The sequence below is a fragment of the Bradyrhizobium sp. STM 3843 genome (assembly GCF_000239815.1).
Lineage (GTDB): Bacteria > Pseudomonadota > Alphaproteobacteria > Rhizobiales > Xanthobacteraceae > Bradyrhizobium.
Map to the genome: position 1 here is coordinate 13112 of NZ_CAFK01000282.1, position 20082 is coordinate 33193.

The following is a 20082-nucleotide window of genomic DNA, read 5'->3' on the forward strand; positions in this document are numbered from 1 at the left end:
CAGGCTGGGCCTGCTCCGGGCCGAAGCAAAACCCCGGCTCGGGCTTCCGCCGCAGCCCCGGCCCGCTCCGACCAGCACAGGCGCGATCGCCCGGATCGTTCCTCGCGCCTAGTCGCCCCTCTCGGCCAAAAGAAGGCCCAAGCGGGCGCAACGGCCGACCTTCGGTGACTTCCGTGATTTTACGTCGAGTTAGGTTTTGGCATCCATAAGTTGCGAACGCCGCAAAAAAGGGCTCTCAGAGCGCATTCGGAAATGACCCTGCCAGCCGCCGCAGCAGAACCTAGCGACGCAGATTGCCTGGCAGCCACGGCCACTCGGCCGCATCCGCTGCTTCTCATCCTGCTGCTGGCCACCGCCTGCCGCTTGCCGCTTGCATTCTGGCCGAACTTCCATCACCCGGACGAGATCTTCCAATATCTGGAGCCCGCCTCGCGCATCTGGGGCGACGACAGCATCGTCTCCTGGGAGTGGCGCCACGGCATCCGAAGCTGGCTGTTGCCGACGATCATGGCCGGCCCGGTCGCGATCGGGGACTGGCTCGTGCCCGGTGGCTCGGGTGCCTTCATCCTGTCGCGCCTCCTCGCTGCGATCGCCTCGCTGTCGATCGTCGCCTCGGCCTGGGCCTTTGGCGCCCGACTCTCCCGGACGCATGCGATCCTCGCCGGCTTTGTTGCGGCGATCTGGTTTGAGTTCGTCTACTTCGCGCCCCACACGCTGAGCGAACCCCTGGCGACCGCACTGATATTGCCTGCCGCGGTGCTGCTGACCCGCGATCCGCCCACCCGACGCCATCTCATCGAAGCCGGCGCCCTGCTTGCGTTCGCCGTCCTCATTCGCTTCCAATACGCACCAGCGATCGCGGTGCTCGTTCTGCAGACCTGCTGGCGCGATTGGTCGCGCATGGTGCCCTTGGCGCTCGGCGGCGGCATCGTGCTCGCCGTCGGAGCGATGGTGGATGCCGCGCACGGCGCGGTGCCCTTCGCCTGGATGGTGGCCAACATCCATCAGAACCTGTTTCTCGGCCGCTCGGCCGAATTCGGCACGGCGCCGGCCAGCGTCTATGGGATCTGGATCTTGGGCGCCTGGTCGCTGGCCGTGGTGCCGCTCGGTTTGGCGATCTGGCAGGGCGGCCGGAGAACACCGATCCTGTTCTGGATTGCGCTCACCAATCTGGTGACGCACAGCCTGATCGCGCACAAGGAATATCGCTTCATATTTCTCTCGGTCACACTGTTCATTCTGCTCGCGGCGCTCGGCTCAGCCGATTGGATCGCAACGCCCCGGTCGCCGGCACGCCGCCGATGGGCGGGACTGTTGATCGCCGGCGGGTGGATGAGCGCGTCAGCGGTGCTGGCGGCAACCGGCGCGATGCCGGACCAGTGGATGAAAGGGATCGGAGCGGCGAGGCTAGCCGCGGAGTTGAAAGCCGACCCGCAGATGTGCGGCCTCGCGCTCTATGACGCGCCATTTTATCTGCTGCCGGGCCGGAGCCGCCTGGCCGGCGACAAGCCCCTCTTTGCCCTCTATTCCACCGATCCTTTGATCCGCGGCCGTTTGGCCGGCACAGCCGGCGCCGTGTCGTCCGAATTCAATCGCATGCTCGCCTACCAGCGCGCCGCGCCGGAGCTGCCCGCCAACTTCACCGCACGTGACTGCGACATGGTCGGCGGCGCCCCGCTCTGCATCTTTGCTCGTGACGGGGCTTGCGAGCCCGCCGAAGGCCCGGACTTGACCCTCAATGATGTGCTGGAGCGCATCGACCGCTGATCATGTCCTTGCCGGCCGAGAAACGCGCCACGCGCGCATGAAAAAAGCGGGACCGGAGAGGCCCCGGTCCCGCTTGGTCATCAGATGAGTTCGCGCGAGCGGCGCCCGCGCGTGCCGATCACTTCCCCCAGATTTCCTCGGAGAGCTCGACGCAGAGGCGCAGCTTCGCCCACTGCTCTTCCTCGCTTAGGATGTTGCCTTCCTCGGTGGAGGCGAAGCCGCATTGCGGCGACAGCGCGAGCTGCTCCAGCGGTGCGAACTTCGCCGCCTCCTCCATGCGGCGCTTGATGTCGTCTNCTTCTCCAGCTCGCCGCTCTTGGAGGTCACGAGACCGACCACGACCACCTTGTTGCCCTTGGGCAGGAAGCGCAGCGGCTCGAAGCCGCCGGCACGCTCGCTGTCGTATTCGAGGAAGTAGCCGTCGTAGTTGGTGTTGGCGAGCATGGTCTCGGCGACCGGCTCGTAGCCGCCCGAGGAGATCCAGGTCGAGCGGAAATTGCCGCGACAGACATGGGTGGTGATCACCATGTCGGCGGGACGCTCGGCGATCGCGTAGTTGATGATGCGCGAGTAGATCTGCTGCAGTCCGTCCGGATTGTCGCCACGCTCGCGCGCTTTCTTCAGTTCCTCCTGGGAGCACAGATAGGCCCACACGGTATCGTCGAACTGCAGATAACGGCAGCCCGCGTCGTAGAACGCCTTCACGGCCTTGCGGTAGGTCTTGCCGAGGTCCTCATAGAAGGCATCGAGATCGGGATAGACGTCCTTGGAGATCGACTTGCGGCCGCCGCGGAAGTGCAGCACGGCCGGCGACGGGATCGTCATCTTGGCCGTCACATGCGCGGTATCGGCATGTTTCTTCAGGAAGCGGAAATGGTCGAGCATCGGATGGTCGGCCGGAAAGTCGAGCTTGCTGATCACGCGGACCGCGTCATGCCGCGTCTGCACGCCGGTGAACTGGATGCCGGTGTCCGGGTGGAACAGCTCGCAGCCGGTGAGCTTGGCGAGGAAGTCGAAATGCCACCAGGAGCGGCGGAATTCGCCGTCGGTCGCGAGCTTCAGGCCAGTCGAGGCCTGCCGATGCACGACCTTCTCGATCTCCATGTCCTCGATCCGGCGCAGCTCATCTGCCGAGATCTCGCCCTTCTCGAGCTTGGCGCGCGCGTCCTTGATCTTCTGCGGGCGCAAGAGGCTGCCGACCTCGTCGGCGCGGAACGGAGGCTTTGTGCGTTGCATGTTGTCTTCTCCTTGAATGTCGTCCTCGAACGGGTGGCTCGCGATCGGTCTGTTCAATGCGCCGCGGCGCCGGCAACGCCGAGGTGGCGCTCCAGCGGCGTCGGGTCCGCCTTCAGGGCGCTCGACGGCGCATCATGCACGATCATACCGCGCTCCAATATCACGACGCGATCGGCCAGCCCCAGAATCTTCTGCGCATGCTGCTCGACGATGATGGAGCACAGCCCGCCGGCGCGGCTGATGGTGCCGATCGCGGCCAGCAGTTCCTCGACGATGATCGGCGCCAGCCCTTCGGTCGGCTCGTCCAGCAGCAGCACCTTCGGATTGAGTGTCAGCGCGCGTCCGATCGCCAGCATCTGCTGCTCGCCGCCGGAGAGCTGGTTGCCGAAATTGCTGCGCCGCTCCTTCAGCCTTGGGAACATCTGGTAGACCTTTTCGACCGTCCACGGCCCGGGCTGCGCCACGGCCGTCATGTTCTCCTCGACCGTCAGCGAGTGAAAGATGTTGCGCTCCTGGGGCACCCAGCCGATGCCGTTGCGGGCGCGCTGGTCGGCGCGCAAGCTGGTGATGTCCGCTCCTGCCAGTGCAATCCTGCCCGAGAAACGCCGGGTGACGCCGACGATGGAATTGATCAGCGTGGTCTTGCCGGTGCCGTTGCGGCCGAGCAGCGCGAGCACCTGGCCCTCGGGCAGCTTCAGCGACATGTTCGGCAGGACCACCGCCTGGCCGTAACCGGCGCGCAAAGCGTCGATGGCAAGCAGATCACTCATTCACGCGGCCTCGCCGAGATACACCGCCTTGACCTGCGGATCGCGCGCGACCTCATCGGGCGGACCTTCGACCAGCAGCGCGCCGGAGACCAGCACCGAGATGCGGTCGGCAAAGGAGAACACCAGATCCATGTCATGCTCGATCAGTAGCACGGTGACGTCGCGCGGCAGCGCGCTGACGGCTGCCAGGATGTCCTTGCGCTCGCCCTCGGGCACGCCGGCGGCGGGCTCGTCGAGCAGCAGCACCCGCGGCTTGGCCGCGATCGCAACCGCGATCTCGAGCAGCCGCTGCTTGCCATAGGGCAAGGTCGACGTCCGGTCGTTCATGACGTCGAGTAGACGGAAGCGGCCAAGCGTGTCGGCGATCTCGGCATTGACGTCGTCGCGCGTTCCCATCCGCCGCCACCAGTCACCGCCGCGGCCGAGCCGCTCGGACACCGCCAGCCCGATCGTCTCGAGCGGCGTCAGGTCGGGATAAAGCTGGTTGATCTGGAAGGTCCGCGACAGGCCGCGCAGCACACGCTTGTGCACCGGCAGGTCGGTGATGTCAGTGCCTTCGAGCAGGATGCGACCCGAGGTCGGATTCAACACGCCGGTGAGCTGGTTGATCACGGTGGTCTTGCCGGCGCCGTTCGGCCCGATCAGCGCGTGGCGCGCACCGGTCGCAATCTTCAGCGACAGATCGCGCGTGACGCGCAGGCCGCCGAAATGCTTCTCCAGATTCCTGGTTTCGAGCGCGATGCTCATGGCGCCTCGTTGTCGGACAATGCCACCACTGCCTTGCGGCCGGCCAGTTGCTTAAGGATCAGGTTCGGCACAAACAGTGCCGCGGCGTGAATGCGCTGCCGGCCGACCAGCACGATGACGACCAGCACGAGCCCGATCCAGAACATCCAATATTGCGGCGTGATGGTCTGGAACACCTCCTGCAGCATCCTGAACACGAGCGCGCCGATCAGCCCGCCATACAGATAGCCGGCGCCGCCGATCACCAGCACCAGCATCAGGTCAGCAGACTTGTCGAAGGCGAATACATCCAGCGAGGCGAGCGCCGTGGTCTGGGTGAACAGCGCCCCCGCAATGCCGGCGTAGAACGCCGCGACCGTGTAGATCGCGATCAGCCGGCGATTCACGGGAATGCCGATCGCGGCGGCCCGCAGCGGATTGTTCTTGATGGCGCGCAGCGACAGGCCGAACGGCGAATGCACGATCCGTCGCGCCAGCAGGAACAGCACGAACAGGACAGCCAGCGCATAGAAGAATCCGGTCCTGCCGAACATGTCGAACTCGAACAGCCCGAGCAGCGGCTTGATGTCGATGCCCTGCAGACCGTCGGTGCCGCCGGTGATGTTGGAGAAGCGTTCCGCCAGCGCCTCCAACAGCAGCGCAATGCCGAGCGTGACCATCAGCCGAGTCAGGTCGGCGCCGCGGATCACCAGGAAGCTGGTGACGAAACCCAGCACCATCGCAGCAACCCCGGAGACGATCAGCGCCAGCAGCGGCTCGTCGATCAGGCCATGCGCCGACAGGAGCCCCGCGCAATAGGCGCCGACGCCGAAGAACGCGGCATGCCCGAGCGAGACGATGCCGGCATAGCCGAGGATCAGATCGAGCGAGAGCGCGAACAGCGCGAGCCGCACGATCTCCGTCATGATCAAATAGCGCGACGGAAATGCGAGTCCGACCGCAAGCACGGCGATCCAATAGGCAAATTCGCTCCAGTGCCAGCGGCCATGCTGGCGTGCGTGATAGGCGACATCGGATTGTACGTTGGTCGTCATGCGGCCCTCACCGCGCGGCGGTGCGGCCGAACAATCCGTTCGGGCGCCAGATCAGGATCACGATCATGATGGTGTAGATGACGAAGGGGCCCATCTTGGGCACGTAATATTTGCCGGCAACGTCGCCGATGCCGAGCAGCAGCGACGCGAGGAACGGGCCGGTGATCGAGGAAGAGCCGCCGACGGTGACCACGATCAGGAAGTAGATCATGAACTTCAGCGGGAAATACGGATCGAGGCCGAGGATCTCGGCACTAAGCGCGCCGCCGAGCCCGGCGAGGCCGCAGCCGAAGGCGAAGGTAAAGGCGAACACCTGCGGCACGTTGATGCCGAGCCCGCTCGCCGCACGCGGATCGTCGACCGCAGCGCGCAAGCGGCTGCCGAAACGGGTCTTGGCCAGCACCAGCTGCAACAGCACCGTGAGCAGCCCGCAAATCAGGACGATCATCAGCCGGTAGCGGCCGATGCCGACGCCGAACACGTCGAACTGACCTTCCAAAACCTGCGGCAACTTAATGAAGATGCGCGACGATCCCATGATGTAGTCGACCGCCGCGACCGACATGAACACCAGCCCGATCGAGAACAGCACCTGATCGAGATGGCTGCGGGTGTAGAGGTGTCGGTACAGCGTCCGCTCCAGCGCCGCGCCGATCATTGCACTCGCGACGAAGGCCAGCGGCAGCGCGGCGAAGAACGGCCAGCCGCTCTTGTTGACCAGCACCGCGCAGACATAGCCGCCGGCCATGGCGAAGGCGCCATGGGCCAGGTTGACGAAATTCATCAGGCCAAGCGTCACGGCAAGCCCGCAGGCCAGCACGAACAGCAGCATGCCGTAGGCAACGCCATCGAACAAATTGGTGAGAACAGCGGTCATGGAAGCAGAAGCGGCCGGAGTTAGAGGTCGTCATTCCGGGGCGGCGCTCGCGACAAAATGGCAAGACCATTTTACGCGGACAGCGCCGAACCCGGAATCTCTTTCAACAATTTCGAGATCCCGGGTTCGCGAGCGCGTTGCGCTCGCGCCCCGGGATGACGTCGCTGACGCGACGTTACTTCTTCGCTTTGCCCGGATCCTTGACCGCGTTGAAGGTCTCGAATTCGACGTTGTACAGCTGGCCGTTCACCTTCTCGACCTTGCGAATATAGACGTTCTGGATGATGTCGCGCGTCTCCGGATCGATCGAGATCGGGCCGCGCGGGCTCTCCCAGGCCAAGCCCTTCATCGCCGCGAGCAGCGAGTCGCCGTCGGGCTTGCCGCCGTCCTTCTTCAAGGCCTCGTAGATCAGGTGGATGCCGTCGTAACCGCCGACCGCCATGAAGCCGGGACGGCTGCCATAGGCCTTTTCATAGGCGGCGACGAACGCCTTGTTCTTCTCCGACGGATGCGCCGCCGAATAGATGTGGGCGGTGACGGCGCCGAGCACGGCGTCGCCCATGTCCTTGAGCAGGTCGTCGTCGGTGACATCGCCCGGCCCGATCACCCTGATGCCGCTCTTGTCGAGGCCGCGCTCGGCATACTGCTTCATGAAGTTGCCGCCCTGGCCGGCCGGCACGAACACGAAGATCGCGTCCGGCTTGGCGTCCTTCATGCGCTGCAGGAACGGCGCGAAGTCCGGATTGGCGAGCGGCACCTTGACCTCTTCGACGATCTCGCCGCCGCCGGCGGTGAAGTGCTCCTTGAACGACGCCAGGGCGTCATTGCCCGGCGCGTAGTCGGAGGTCAGCGTTGCGACCTTCTTGATGCCGTTCTTCGCCGCCCAGTCGCCGATGATGGTCGAGGATTGCGGCAGGGTGAAGCTGGTGCGCACGATGTAGGGCGACTTCTCGGTGATGATCGAGGTGCCGGCCGCCATCACCACTTCCGGGATCTTGCCCTGGGTCGCCAGCGGCGCCGCAGCGAACGCGGCCGGCGTGACGCCGAAGCCTGCGATCACATTGACCTTGTCGTTGACGATCAGTTCCTGCGCCAGCCGCTTGGTGTTGTCGGGCAGCGCGGCGTCGTCCTTGAGGATGACCTCGATCTTCTTGCCGGCGACGGTGTCGCCGTTCTGCTGCATGTAGAGCTTGATGGCATTGTCGATCTGCTTGCCGGTCGACGCCTGGCCGCCGGTCATCGGCACGATCAGCCCGATCTTGAAGGTGTCCTCGGCGGAAGCCGGACACGAGCCAACCCCGGCGGCGACCGCACCGAGCAACATGAAACCCGCAATTCGATTGTACACCTGCCATCCTCCCATTTGCGCGACCTCGAACGCGGCGCTTGCGACACGTCGTCCGGTTTTTCCGGCGACCCTAGAGCGATTTACGGCGTCCTAACATCTGCCGCCCGCTCTAACAGCTATAGCAATTGGGAATAGATTCCGGATGCCAGCCATGCAATGCTGGAATTTCTGCCGGAAGGGTGGATCGACTCATCCGGAACCATATCTCGCGGCAAGGCCAGCCAGATTCGGGTATTCAAATACCCAACATCAAATAGTCTCAATTGACCAATTGAAGGCCACCACGACAGCCGCGCCCGCAGGCCAGGCCTGGGCGAGATGATCCTGGGCAAGACGATCCTGGGCAAGACGATTCGAGCATGCCAACCAAGTTTCGCCATATCGTGATCCCGCTTGTCGCGACAGCCGCGCTGTCCTGCCTGACCGGCTGCGCGTCCGTGAACGAGAAGCTATCGGCCGGCATGGGTGACTATGTGCCACAATGGGCCGGCGGCCTGCCGCGCGATGCGCCGCCACGGCCGGGGACGCCGGAATACGATCAATTCATGAAGGAGCGCGAGCGGCGCCGGCAGATGCCGGCGGCCGAGCGCGACAAGGAGACGCAGTCAAACGCCAATGCCCAGGCGGCGGCACCGGTGCGGTGACGTCCCCCGACGCCGCGTCGTCCTCTTTTTTCACAATCTCTCCTGATTGAACCACACGAGGAACGTCTGCTCGCCTTGGCGATTTGTTCTCACCCTGGTTGCAACCCGGGTGAGTATCTGTGGACGGAAACATCAAGCAACCAAGAAGCCTGGTGATCGGCGGCACCGGCCTGGTCGGCGGCTATCTGCTCGACCACCTTGTCCGGCGCGGCGAGCGCCCGCTCATCCTGACCCGTTCCCAGCCCCCACGGACTGATGTGGACACGATCGCGGGTGATCTGCAGCATCAGGAGACGTTGCGGCTCCCGGCATTTTCGACGCTGTACTGCACGGCGCATGCGACGCTGCTCGGACCGGCGCTCGTTCATCTTGTTCCCAGCGAGTTGAAACGCCTGATCGTCCTGAGCTCGACCAGCCTCCTCACCAAGCTGGACAGCGAGATCGCGTCCGAGCGTGCCGGCCTTCGCAACCTGATCGAAGCCGAGCGCGAGATCATGACCATCTGCGAACAGCACAACATCGCCTGGACCATCCTCCGCCCGACGTTGATCTACAGCGAAGGACGCGACAGGAATATCACGCCCCTGTCGCGGCTGATCCGTCGCTTCCACGTGATGCCGCTGGTTGGCGGCGGACAGGGGGCGCGGCAACCGGTCCACGCCGAGGATCTCGCGATCGGCGCGATCGCCGCGGCGGCTGCGCCTGCAGCAGCCAACAAGATCTACGCCGTGCCTGGCGGCGAGACGCTCGCCTATCGGGAGATGATCGGCCGCATCTTCGACGGGCTGGGACTGCCGCGACACACCCCGTCCGTCCCTGCCCCGCTCTGGCGCGCCCTGTTCCCGCTCATCAAGCCACTGTTTCCCGGCGCGAATGTCGCGATGGGGCTGCGCATGATGCAGGACATGGCGTTCGACGCGGGCCCCGCGATGAGGGATTTCGGCTGGAGCGCACGCGGCTTCCGTCCGCTGTTCGCCTAATCCACGAACACCACCGTCTTGCGGCCATTGAGGATGACGCGATCGTCGAGGTGATAGCGGATGGCGCGCGCCAGCACGCGGCGCTCGATGTCGCGGCCCTTGCGGACCAGATCCTCCGGCGTATCGCGATGGCTGATGCGCTCGACGTCCTGATCGATGATCGGGCCTTCGTCGAGATCGCGCGTGACATAATGGGCGGTCGCGCCGATCAGCTTGACCCCGCGCTCATAGGCCTGGTGATAGGGCTTGGCGCCCTTGAAGCCCGGCAGGAAGGAATGGTGGATGTTGATGCAGCGGCCTGACAGGCTCGCCGACATCTCGTCGGAGAGGATCTGCATGTAGCGTGCGAGCACGACGAGATCGGTGCCGGTCTGCTCGACCAGCTTGAGGATCGCCTGCTCCTGCTCGCGCTTGGTCTCCTTGGTCACCGGCATGTGGTGGAACGGAATCTCGCCGAAATCGATCCCGGCATAGGTCTCGCGCGGATGATTGGAGACGATCGCGGTCGGGACCATCGCAAGGTCGCCGGTGCGCCAGCGGTAGAGGATGTCGACCAGGCAGTGGTCGAACTTGGAGACGAGCAGCATCACCCGCCGCTTCGCCGCACGGTCGCGCATCTGCCAGTCCATGTTGAAACGCTCGGCGATGGCGGCAAAGCCGGTCTGCAGCGCCGACAGGTTGACGGCGAGATCGGCGGCGGTGAACACCACGCGCATGAAGAAATGACCGGTCTCGAAATCGCCGAACTGCTGGGCGTCGAGGATGTTCTGGCCATTATGGGCAAGGAAGGTGGAGACGGCCGAGACGATGCCCGGGCGATCCGGGCAGGACAGGGTCAGGACGTATTGATGGTCAGGCATGGCGGCGAGATGGGACCGTGCAACGAGGTGGTTTTCGGGCCCTGCTCTATCACCCCCATGCCCTTGCGCCAACGCTTCAACGAGTGTCAGGATGAACAAACCGTGGTTGATCTTGCTGCGTCAAAACCGCCGTCATTCCGGGGCAGCCCGTCAGGGCTGAACCCGGAATCTCGAGATTCCGGGTTCGATGCTGTCGCATCGCCCCGGAATGACGGTGAAGCAGGCGATGTCTCGCGCTTCTGGCGCAGTGAGGCTAACGAGGTTAGAGCGACATCATGGCTGACAGGCTCACCGGTTACCGCATCCTGATCCTGGAGACGCGCGAGGAAGCGCAGTTCTCCCGGCTGCTCGCCGAACAGGGCGCCGAGGTGCTGCAATGTCCGATGTTCGCGATCCATGACGCGCCCGATCCGGCCCCGATCGAAGCTTGGATCAAACGCTGCATCGATCAGCCGTTCGACGATCTGGTGCTGCTGACCGGCGAAGGCCTGCGCCGACTGATGACGGTGGTGCGACGACTCGAGGTCGAGCCGGACTTCGTCGCCGCGCTCGGAAAGGCGCGTAAGTTCACCCGGGGGCCGAAGCCCGGCCGCGCCCTGCGCGAGCTCGGGCTGGAGCCGCAGCTCACGACCGAGAAGCCGACCTCCGAAGGTGTCGCCGAATTGCTGTCGCGCTACGATCTCAGGGGCCATCGGGTCGGACTGCAGCTCTATCCCGACAAGGACCACTCGGCTCTGATCGGCGCGATCTCAGCGCAAGGCGCCGAGGTCGATCCCGTGCTACCTTACGTCTACGACGCCAAGGCGGCGGATGCGAATATTCTCACCGCGGTCGACGAGATGGTGGCCGGACGGGTCGACGCGATCGCGCTGACCAGCTCGGGCCAACCGCGCCGGCTGTTCGATGTCGCGGCAGCGCACGGCGTCGAGGCGCGGTTGCGCGAGGGACTGGCGCGGACACCGATCGCATCCGTCGGCCCGGTGGTGACGGATGAATTGCACGCGCATGGCGTCAGCCCTGCGATCACGCCGTCGGGCGAGGCCTATTTCATGAAGCCGCTGATCTCGGCGATGGCAGCAGCGCTGAGCGCGACACCGCCGCGCAATGCGGCAAGCTGATCGCGCGGCCGTTCAATCGAAATAAGCCGGCGCGTGCGAGATTGTCGCGCTCTGCACGGTGTCGTGGTTCAGCCAGAGCTGGGCCTCCTCCGCGTGAACGATGGCCGCGATGCGCGCCATCGATTGGCGCGACGCTTCTGCATCCGCGTTCATCGTGGGCACACAGCGATGCACCATGTTGTAGCTGTCATGCGCGACGTCGCCCGACAGCAGGACGGGCCCGCTCTTTGGCAGCCGCACCAACAAAGAGCAGTGACCGAGCGTGTGACCGGGCGTCGAGATCACCTGCACCGATCCGTCGCCGAAGATATCGTGGTCGCCATCCATCAATTCGACCTGGGCGCGCGCGAGGTCCGCATAGAGCGGCGGCATATAACCGTGCTGCGCGTAATCCGGGCCGAACATCGCCTCATGCTCCCGGCGCTGCATGTGCCAGGTCGCGTGGGTGAACAGCCTCGCATTGCCGACATGATCGAAATGCGCATGCGAGAGGATCACCCGGCTCACGTCCGCGGGCGTGATGCCGATATCAGCGAGCTGGCACGCGATCGTCCTGACCACGATGCCGCGGATGTTGTGCGCAATGACACGGCCGCCGGATTCCCTGCCGATCGCATCGTCGATACCAGTGTCCCAGAGGGTCCATTGGCCGGCGCGCCGGATCAGGTAGGCATTGCAGGTCAGCATGACCTGCTCTCCCTGCCATTTCCCCGGCGTATAGACCGATCTGTCCGGCGCCACCGCAATGCCGGCATCGAGTACATAGAGCCGCTCGACCGTGCGAGACGATGTTGTCGAGACTGACATCGACGATCTCCTTAGCTTCGTGCGGCTCAGATGGCCTGATCAGATCCCCTGCCCACCGGAGACCTCGATCCGCTGGGCGTTGATCCAGCGATTGTCCTCCGACAACAGGCTCGCGATCATGGGCCCGATATCGTCGGGCAGGCCGACACGGCCAAGCGCGGTCATGTCGGCAAAAACCTTGTTGATCTCAGGGTTGTCGCGCACCGCGCCGCCGCCGAAATCCGTCTCGATTGCGCCGGGCGCCACCGTATTGACGACGATTCCGCGGCTGCCCAGTTCCTTGGCCATGTAGCGGGTCAGCACCTCGACTGCCCCCTTGACCGCGGCATAGGCCGCATAGCCCGGGAACGACGTGCGGGTCAGGCCGGAGGACAGATTGACGATGCGGCCGCCGTCGGCAATCAGCGGCAGCAGCGCCTGCGTCAGGAAATAGACGCCCTTGAAGTGGACATCGACGAGGCGATCGAACTGCGCTTCAGTGGTATGGCCGATCAAGGCATAGTCGCCGTGACCGGCGTTGTTCACGAGATGATCGAAGGTCTCGCGCTGCCAGGTCTCGCGCAGCACCGTCCCCAATCGTTCGGTGAATCGGGCAAAGCTTGCGACATCGCCGGTGTCCAGCTGGAGTGCGACGGCTTGGCGGCCGAGCTTTCCAATCTCCGCCACCGCGGCGTCGGCGTCTTCTGCACGGCTCTGATAGGTCAGCACGACGTCGCCGCCTCCGCGGGCGATGCTGAGTGCGGTATTGCGGCCGAGGCCGCGGCTGGCGCCTGTCACAAGGGCAATCTTGGTCACGGCCTGAACTCCTTTAGCTGACCTGTTGTGCCGATCTGGCCGATATCGCCCAGCTGACCCTCTCCTTGTTGCCGAAACCTCGCCCTTTCTTGCCTAATCCTCCAAAAGGTCGTGCGTCGCCGCCGCCAACCGTTTAGGCTAATCGAATGCCTTCCCTGCTCCACGCGGTCGGCCGCCATGCCGAGGCGTACGCCGACAGCTTCGGCATCGCGCAGACCCCGATTCCCGGCTTGACGACGGTCCGCGCAACCGCGCCGTCCGGCCTCGTCTACGCCATCTCGCGCCCGCTGGTTTGCCTGGTCGTGCAGGGCAGCAAGCAGGTCACCATGGGCGGCCAGAGCTTCGACTTCTCGGCTGGAGATTCGCTGTTGATCTCGGCCGACGTGCCGACGGTCAGCCAGATCACCCGCGCCAGCGTTGCAGCGCCCTATCTCTCGCTCGTGCTGGAGCTCGATCAAGCACTTCTCGCCGCACTCTCGGCAGAAATGGGCGAACCATGCGTCGGCGATCACGCCCCGCTCCGCGTCGAGCCGACCGACACCGAGGTGGCGGACGCCGCGCTGCGCCTGATGCGACTGCTCGACCGGCCGGCTTCGGTGCCGGTGCTCCAGGCACAGCTCGTGCGCGAGATGCATTATTGGCTGCTGGCCGGCCGGCACGGAACCGCAATCCGCCGCTTGGGCTGGCCGGACGGCCACGCACAGCGCATCGCGCGTGCAGTTGCCGTGCTGCGCGCCGAGTTTGCCCGCCCCTTGCGGGTCGAACAGCTTTCAGCCGTGGCCGGCATGAGCCCGTCATCGTTCCATCAGCATTTCCGCAGCGTCACCTCGTTGTCACCGCTGCAATTCCAAAAGCAGCTCCGTTTGATCGAGGCCAGGCGGCTGATGCTGTCGGAAGGCATGTCTGCCGCCAACGCCGCGTTCGCGGTCGGCTATGAAAGCGTACCGCAGTTCACCCGCGAATACGGCCGGATGTTCGGGACCTCACCGGCACGGGACGTCAAAGCCGCCAGGAGCGCGACGGAGACAGCGGCGTAACTCTACTCCCCACAGTTGCAGGCATCACTGCTTATGATCATGGTCCCGGCGAAAACCAGGACCACAGCAAAACATCAGGCGGCCGCCTGTCCCGTCTCCTGCAGATAGGCCTGATACGCGCGTCCGATGCCCTCCTCCAGCGAGGTCGTCGCGCGCCAGCCGAGCTTTGCCAGCCGCGACACGTCGAGCAGCTTGCGCGGCGTGCCGTCGGGGCGCGACGGATCGAAGGCGATGGCACCGGCGTAGCCGACGACGGCTGCGACGACGCGGGCGAAATCGGCGATGCTGATGTCCGTGCCGGTGCCGATATTGACCAGTTCGGAATCGGAATAGGTCTTCATCAGGTGGACGCTCGCGTCCGCCATGTCGTCCACATAAAGGAATTCACGGCGCGGAGTGCCGGTGCCCCAGACCACGACCTCGGGCACGCCTGACACTTTGGCTTCGTGAAAGCGCCGGATCAGCGCCGCGACGACATGGCTGTATTCGGGATGATAATTGTCGCCGGGGCCATAGAGATTGGTCGGCATCACGTTGATGAAGTCGCAGCCGTACTGGCTGCGATAGGCCTCGATCAGCTTGATGCCGGCGATCTTGGCGATCGCATAAGGCTCGTTGGTCGGCTCCAGCGGCCCCGTCAGCATCGCATCCTCGCGCAACGGCTGGGCTGCGAGCTTCGGATAGATGCAGGAGGACCCCAAGAACATCAGCTTCTCGGCACCGTTGACATAGGCGGCGTGGATCACATTCGCGGTGATCGCGAGATTGTCGTAGATGAACTCGGCGCGCAGCGTGTTGTTGGCGACGATGCCGCCGACCTTGGCGGCCGCCAGGAACACCACCTGCGGCTTCATTGTCGCAAACCAGGCGAACACGGCGGCCTGGTCGCGCAGGTCGAGCTCGCTGCGGCCGACGGTCAGCAGCTCGACCTGCTCGCGCGCCAAGCGGCGCACAAGCGCGCTGCCGACCATGCCGCGATGGCCGGCGACGAACACCGTCTTGCCTTTGAGCTCAAATGGTATTGCCGCCACGGACCACCTCCCGTCGCGCGGCATCGAGATCGCTTGTCACCATTTCCCGGACCAAGTCGGAGAAGCTCAGCTTCGGCTTCCAGCCGAGCTTCTCACGCGCCTTGCGGCAGTCGCCGATCAAGAGGTCGACCTCGGTCGGCCGGAAATAGGTCGGATCGATCCGCACCACCGTCCTGCCGGATTTGCAGTCGATGCCGGTCTCCTCGATCCCGTTGCCGCGCCATTCGATGCAGCGATCGACCTCGGCAAAGGCCAGCTCGACCAGTTCGCGCACCGAATGCGCTTCGCCGGTGGCCAGCACGAAGTCGTCGGGCGCATCGGCCTGCAGGATCAGGTGCATCCCCTCGACATAGTCGCGGGCGTGGCCCCAGTCGCGCTTGGCCTCGAGATTGCCGAGATAGATGGTCTCTTCGAGCCCGGCCTCGATGCGGGCGACGCCGCGGGTGATCTTGCGCGTAACGAAGGTTTCGCCGCGGATCGGGCTCTCATGATTGAACAGGATGCCGTTGCAGGCAAACATGCCGTACGCTTCGCGGTAGTTCACCGTGATCCAATAGCCATAGAGCTTGGCGCAACCGTAGGGCGAACGCGGATAGAACGGCGTGGTCTCCCGCTGCGGGATCTCCTGCACAAGTCCGTAGAGCTCCGAGGTGGAGGCTTGATAGAAGCGCGTCTCCTTCTCCATGCCGAGAATACGGATCGCCTCGAGCAGCCGGAGCACGCCCAGCGCGTCGGCATTGGCGGTGTATTCCGGGCTTTCGAAGCTGACGCCGACATGGCTTTGCGCGGCGAGGTTGTAGATCTCGGTCGGACGGATCTGCTGCATCAGCCGGATCAGATTGGTCGAATCCGTCATATCACCGTAATGCAGCAGGAACGGCACATTGCCGTGGTGCGGATCCCGATAGAGGTGATCGACCCGGGCAGTATTGAAGGACGATGAGCGCCGCTTGATGCCGTGAACGGTATAGCCGAGGCCGAGCAGATGTTCGGCCAAGTAGGCCCCGTCCTGGCCGGTTACACCCGTGATCAGTGCCACGCGTCCCTTGCAATTGACGGCCGTCATCCGCGCTCCCAACGCCTTACCCGGCGCGCCTCGGCCGGTTCAGACCGCCTTAGCATCTGAAATCCGCCAAGCCTAACCCAAAAACCGATAGATTTTGGGCATCTGGGTATCGGAATAGAGGCTGATTGTTACTCGCCGTAACTGCGCAGGCGTTCCAGATCCAGGATTGTCACCCCGCAATATTCCAGCCGCAGCAGCCCTTCCCGCTCCAGGGTCTTCAGACACTGATTGGCGTTCTGCCGGGACAGGCCGGAGAGCGCACCGATCTCCTCCTGGGTGATCTCGAGGTGCCGGGTGGTGTTCGGATAAAGGATCGGGTTGAACAGGGACGCAACGCTGCGCGCGAGCCGGGCGGTGGCATCCAGCGTCCGGCCATATTCGACCAGTCCGATGAACTGGCCCAGCCGCTCGTTGAGCTGGGTGACCAGGAAGCGGTTGAAGCCGACGCTGTTCTCGAACAGCCAGATGAAAGCCGCGCGCTCCATCAGCGCAATGCGGCTGTCGCGTAGCGCGACGATATCGTAGCGCCGGATCTCGTTCTTCAGCACGCTGCCCTCGCCGAACCAGGCCCCCGCCGTCAGCCCGGCGAACGTCGTCGCCTTGCCGCCGCGCGAGACCATGCTCATCCGGACCAGCCCGGTGACGACCCCGGTCCAATAGTCGAAACGGTCGCCACGGATGAAGATGTGCTCATTGGCCGCATAGGCGCGCTCGACGATGCCGGCGCGGGCAACCTCGATCTCCTCGGGCTTCAGGTATTGCCACCAAGGCGCGATACGCTGGAGAGTATCTGGAGCGATCAAACCATCATCCCGTCAATTCGAAGCAGCCAACTGTTCTATTGCAACGCAGCAAGGCCGGGATGATTTTCATCAGGCAATTGTCGGGTGCAAGACATTTCCCGCAAGCGCTTTGCTCTATTCAAAGATCTTCGCGCCTGCTCCGGCCAAGCCGGTCGTTCGTCGGATGGCGTTCGGCGATGGGGCGGGATAGGATCGCGGCAACGCGACAAGACGGGATTGAGACCACAAAGAGACCCAAGAGTGCGTCAAGCGCCAGGGAACCTCGGGAGGAGCGATTGGACACTACGTTGGAAGCGCGCGCGGTGTCGCTGCGGTTCGGTGGCGTACGCGCGCTGACCGATGTCAGCTTCGGCGTGCGCGAGGGTGAGCTGTTCTCGATCATCGGCCCGAACGGTGCCGGCAAGACCTCGATCGTGAACTGCATCTCCGGCCGCTACAAGCCGACTGAAGGCAGGCTGTTCCACCGCGGCCGCGACATCACCGGTCTGCCTCCCAACGCGCGCGCGACCCTCGGCATTGGCCGCACCTTCCAGAACCTCGCTTTGTTCCACCACATGAGCGTGCTCGACAACATCATGGTCGGGCGGCACCATTTGCTGAAGAACAACTTCCTCACGGGCTCGCTGTACTGGCTCACCGGCGCACGGCGCGAGGAGCTCAAGCACCGCGAGAAGGTCGAAGAGATCATCGATTTCCTCGATCTGCAGTCGGTGCGCAAAGCCACCGCCGGCACCCTCTCCTACGGCCTGCGCAAGCGCGTCGAGCTGGCGCGCGCGATGGCGCTGGAGCCGCATCTGATCCTCCTCGACGAGCCGATGGCCGGCATGAATTTCGAGGAGAAGGAAGACATGGCGCGCTACATCGTCGACCTCAACGAGGAATACGGCATGACGGTCGTGATGATCGAGCACGACATGGGCGTCGTCATGGACATCTCCCATCGCGTGATGGTGCTGGATTTCGGCCGCAAGATCGCCGACGGCGATCCGGCCTCCGTGCTCGCCGATCCCCATGTCAAGCGCGCCTATCTCGGCGAAGAGGACGAACTGCTGGTCGACCCGGACGATGTGCCCGAAGTCGCGGAGAACGCGGCATGATGGATTACGCGGCGAGGGTCGCGCAGGCCGACACCTATCCGAAGCTCTTGCGGCTCAACGCCCGCGAGCACGGCAAGGAGGTCGCGCTGCGCGAGAAGGATCTCGGGCTGTGGAAGCTGTTCACCTGGGCCGACTATCAGAGGCGCGTGCGCGATTTCGCGCTCGGCATGGTGGAGCTGGGGCTCGGCAAGGATGACGTGATCGGCATCATCGGCGACAACCGGCCCGACTGGGTCGCGGCCGAAATCGCGACTCATGCGATCCGCGGCTTGAGCCTCGGGCTCTATCGCGACGTGCTCGACGAGGAAGCCGCCTATCTCCTCAACTATGGCGAGGCGCGGCTGGTGTTCGCCGAGGACGAGGAGCAGGTCGACAAGCTGTTGAACCTGGCCGACCGCGTGCCGAAGCTGAAGCACATCGTCTATTCCGATCCGCGGGGCATGCGGAAATACGACGATGCCCGACTGATGCCGGCCGCCAAGCTCGCCGAGCTCGGCCGCGCCAGGGCCGCACGCGAGCCCGAGCTCTACGACCGCCTGGTCGATGCGACCGATGGTGAGGATTGCGCGATCCTCTGCACGACGTCGGGGACCACCTCGCACCCCAAGCTTGCGATGCTTGCCGCCGCGCGGGTGCTGCGCCATTGCGCGACCTACCTTGCCTTTGATCCCAAGGGTCCCGATGACGAATATGTCTCGGTGCTGCCGCTGCCCTGGATCATGGAGCAGGTCTACGTGCTCGGCAAAGGGCTGTTGTGCCGGATGAAGGTCAACTTCGTCGAAGAGCCCGAGACGATGATGAACGACTTCCGCGAGATCGCGCCGACCTTCGTGCTGTTCGCACCACGGGTCTGGGAGCAGATCGCGGCCGACGTCCGCGCCGGCGTGATGGACGCATCGCCGCTCAAGCAGCGGCTCTATGATATCGGCATGTCCACGGGTCTCGCTGCGCTCGAGAAGGGCGGGCATTCGCACGTCGCCGACGCGATTCTGTTTCGTGCGCTCCGCGACCGGCTCGGCTTCACGCGGCTGCGCTCGGCCGCGACCGGCGGCGCGGCGCTCGGCCCTGACACCTTCAAATTCTTTCGCGCCATGGGCGTGCCGCTGCGCACGCTCTACGGCCAGACCGAGCTGCTAGGGGCCTACACGCTGCATCCCGACGACAAGGTCGACCCCGATACGACCGGCGTGCCGATGGCCGAAACCGTCGAGATCAGGATCGATACGCCCGACAGCCAGGGCGTCGGCGAGATCGTGGTACGCCATCCCAACATGTTTCTCGGCTACTACAAGAACCCGGAAGCATCGAGCGCTGACATCAAGGACGGCTGGATGCATTCCGGAGATGCCGGCTATTTCAATGCGGCCAGGCAGCTGGTCGTGATCGACCGCATCAAGGACCTCGCCGAAACCTCGCGCGGCGAGCGCTTCTCGCCGCAATATATCGAGAACAAGCTGAAATTCTCACCCTATATCGCCGAGGCTGTGGTGCTCGGCGCCGGCCGCGACCATCTCGCGGCGATGATCTGCATCCGCTACTCCATCATCTCCAAATGGGCGGAGAAGAACCGCATCGCCTTCACCACCTATTCCGACCTCGCCTCGCGCAACGAGGTCTATGCACTGCTGCAGAAGGAGGTCGAGACCGTGAATGCGACGCTGCCGCCGGCGCAGCGCATCGCGCGTTTCCTGCTGCTCTACAAGGAGCTCGATGCCGATGACGGCGAGCTCACCCGCACCCGCAAGGTCCGCCGCGGCGTCATCAATGAGAAATACGCTGACATCATCGACGCGATCTATCAGGGCGCGCCGAAAATTCCGGTCGACACTGTGATCCGCTTCCAGGACGGCACCACCCAGCGCATCCGCACCACGCTGAAAGTGGTCGATCTGGTCGGGCATGGACCGATGGCGGAGGCGGCGGAGTGATGGGTTTGCTGCAACAACGCGAGATGCGCATCGCTGGGCCCTCTCCCCTTGCGGGAGAGGGCAGCTCCGCGGGTCAACACGAGTTCGGTCGGGTGAGGGGTCCGTCTCCCGTTGCTCGCTCGCCGCGACAACNCNCC

Annotated in this window: 18 protein-coding genes and 1 pseudogene; 7 read left to right on the forward strand and 12 right to left on the reverse strand. The window is 64.4% G+C overall.

What is annotated here, in order from left to right; translation table 11 throughout:
* Positions 1-252: 252 nt before the first annotated feature.
* The gene (locus tag BRAS3843_RS28205; protein ID WP_008972539.1) at positions 253-1767 is read left to right on the forward strand and encodes a mannosyltransferase; all 1515 of its coding nucleotides are present in this window, start codon (positions 253-255) and stop codon (positions 1765-1767) included.
* A gap of 118 nt (positions 1768-1885) precedes the next feature.
* Here BRAS3843_RS28205 and BRAS3843_RS28210 read toward each other — a convergent pair.
* The 6 genes and pseudogenes from BRAS3843_RS28210 to BRAS3843_RS28235 all read right to left on the reverse strand — a co-directional run bounded on the left by BRAS3843_RS28210 (position 1886) and on the right by BRAS3843_RS28235 (position 7755).
* Positions 1886-3003 (reverse strand): annotated as a pseudogene (locus BRAS3843_RS28210) (cobalamin-independent methionine synthase II family protein).
* 53 nt (positions 3004-3056) lie between these two features.
* On the reverse strand, positions 3057-3773 hold the full coding sequence (locus BRAS3843_RS28215; RefSeq protein WP_008972542.1) for an ABC transporter ATP-binding protein: 717 nt from the start codon (positions 3771-3773) through the stop codon (positions 3057-3059).
* Positions 3774-4520: an ABC transporter ATP-binding protein gene (locus BRAS3843_RS28220; protein ID WP_008972543.1), complete on the reverse strand. Its 747-nt coding sequence runs from the start codon at positions 4518-4520 to the stop codon at positions 3774-3776.
* Positions 4517-5554, reverse strand: coding sequence for a branched-chain amino acid ABC transporter permease (locus BRAS3843_RS28225; protein ID WP_008972544.1), 1038 nt, complete (start codon positions 5552-5554; stop codon positions 4517-4519). The genes BRAS3843_RS28220 and BRAS3843_RS28225 overlap by 4 nt, the downstream gene beginning before the upstream one ends.
* 7 nt (positions 5555-5561) lie before the next feature.
* A complete protein-coding gene (locus BRAS3843_RS28230) occupies positions 5562-6431 on the reverse strand; it encodes a branched-chain amino acid ABC transporter permease (RefSeq protein WP_008972545.1) in 870 nt (289 codons plus the stop codon).
* 175 nt (positions 6432-6606) lie between these two features.
* Entirely contained in the window at positions 6607-7755 is a 1149-nt protein-coding gene (locus BRAS3843_RS28235) for an ABC transporter substrate-binding protein (protein ID WP_035983053.1), read from the reverse strand.
* A gap of 383 nt (positions 7756-8138) precedes the next feature.
* On the opposite strand from BRAS3843_RS28235, the gene BRAS3843_RS28240 reads away from it, so the two are divergent.
* The gene (locus BRAS3843_RS28240; RefSeq protein WP_035983056.1) at positions 8139-8423 is read left to right on the forward strand and encodes a hypothetical protein; all 285 of its coding nucleotides are present in this window, start codon (positions 8139-8141) and stop codon (positions 8421-8423) included.
* Between the two features lie 119 nt (positions 8424-8542).
* Entirely contained in the window at positions 8543-9403 is an 861-nt protein-coding gene (locus BRAS3843_RS28245; RefSeq protein ID WP_008972550.1) for an NAD-dependent epimerase/dehydratase family protein, read from the forward strand.
* On the opposite strand, the gene purU is transcribed toward BRAS3843_RS28245, so the two are convergent.
* On the reverse strand, positions 9400-10263 hold the full coding sequence (purU, locus tag BRAS3843_RS28250) for a formyltetrahydrofolate deformylase (protein WP_008972551.1): 864 nt from the start codon (positions 10261-10263) through the stop codon (positions 9400-9402). The genes BRAS3843_RS28245 and purU overlap by 4 nt on opposite strands.
* 275 nt (positions 10264-10538) lie before the next feature.
* On the opposite strand from purU, the gene BRAS3843_RS28255 reads away from it, so the two are divergent.
* Positions 10539-11381 (forward strand): uroporphyrinogen-III synthase, encoded by an 843-nt coding sequence (locus BRAS3843_RS28255; protein ID WP_008972552.1) that lies wholly within the window; start codon positions 10539-10541, stop codon positions 11379-11381.
* A gap of 12 nt (positions 11382-11393) precedes the next feature.
* Here BRAS3843_RS28255 and BRAS3843_RS28260 read toward each other — a convergent pair whose 3' ends face one another.
* Both BRAS3843_RS28260 and BRAS3843_RS28265 read right to left on the reverse strand, forming a co-directional pair.
* Complete coding sequence (locus tag BRAS3843_RS28260) at positions 11394-12188, reverse strand: N-acyl homoserine lactonase family protein (RefSeq protein ID WP_008972553.1); 795 nt, start codon at positions 12186-12188, stop codon at positions 11394-11396.
* A gap of 39 nt (positions 12189-12227) precedes the next feature.
* Complete coding sequence (locus BRAS3843_RS28265) at positions 12228-12983, reverse strand: SDR family oxidoreductase (protein WP_008972554.1); 756 nt, start codon at positions 12981-12983, stop codon at positions 12228-12230.
* 146 nt (positions 12984-13129) lie between these two features.
* Between BRAS3843_RS28265 and BRAS3843_RS28270 the strand changes: the two genes are divergently transcribed.
* Positions 13130-14020, forward strand: coding sequence for an AraC family transcriptional regulator (locus BRAS3843_RS28270; RefSeq protein ID WP_008972555.1), 891 nt, complete (start codon positions 13130-13132; stop codon positions 14018-14020).
* 74 nt (positions 14021-14094) lie between these two features.
* On the opposite strand, the gene BRAS3843_RS28275 is transcribed toward BRAS3843_RS28270, so the two are convergent.
* The 3 genes from BRAS3843_RS28275 to BRAS3843_RS28285 all read right to left on the reverse strand — a co-directional run bounded on the left by BRAS3843_RS28275 (position 14095) and on the right by BRAS3843_RS28285 (position 16920).
* Entirely contained in the window at positions 14095-15051 is a 957-nt protein-coding gene (locus BRAS3843_RS28275) for a GDP-L-fucose synthase (protein WP_083841451.1), read from the reverse strand.
* Complete coding sequence (gene gmd / locus BRAS3843_RS28280) at positions 15032-16117, reverse strand: GDP-mannose 4,6-dehydratase (protein WP_085967034.1); 1086 nt, start codon at positions 16115-16117, stop codon at positions 15032-15034. The genes BRAS3843_RS28275 and gmd overlap by 20 nt, the downstream gene beginning before the upstream one ends.
* 128 nt (positions 16118-16245) lie before the next feature.
* Positions 16246-16920: a Crp/Fnr family transcriptional regulator gene (locus BRAS3843_RS28285; RefSeq protein ID WP_008972558.1), complete on the reverse strand. Its 675-nt coding sequence runs from the start codon at positions 16918-16920 to the stop codon at positions 16246-16248.
* Between the two features lie 275 nt (positions 16921-17195).
* On the opposite strand from BRAS3843_RS28285, the gene BRAS3843_RS28290 reads away from it, so the two are divergent.
* Together BRAS3843_RS28290 and BRAS3843_RS28295 are read left to right on the forward strand one after the other, a co-directional pair.
* The gene (locus tag BRAS3843_RS28290; protein ID WP_035983058.1) at positions 17196-18017 is read left to right on the forward strand and encodes an ABC transporter ATP-binding protein; all 822 of its coding nucleotides are present in this window, start codon (positions 17196-17198) and stop codon (positions 18015-18017) included.
* Entirely contained in the window at positions 18014-19945 is a 1932-nt protein-coding gene (locus tag BRAS3843_RS28295; protein ID WP_035983059.1) for a long-chain fatty acid--CoA ligase, read from the forward strand. The genes BRAS3843_RS28290 and BRAS3843_RS28295 overlap by 4 nt, the downstream gene beginning before the upstream one ends.
* The last annotated feature ends 137 nt before the right edge of the window (positions 19946-20082 follow it).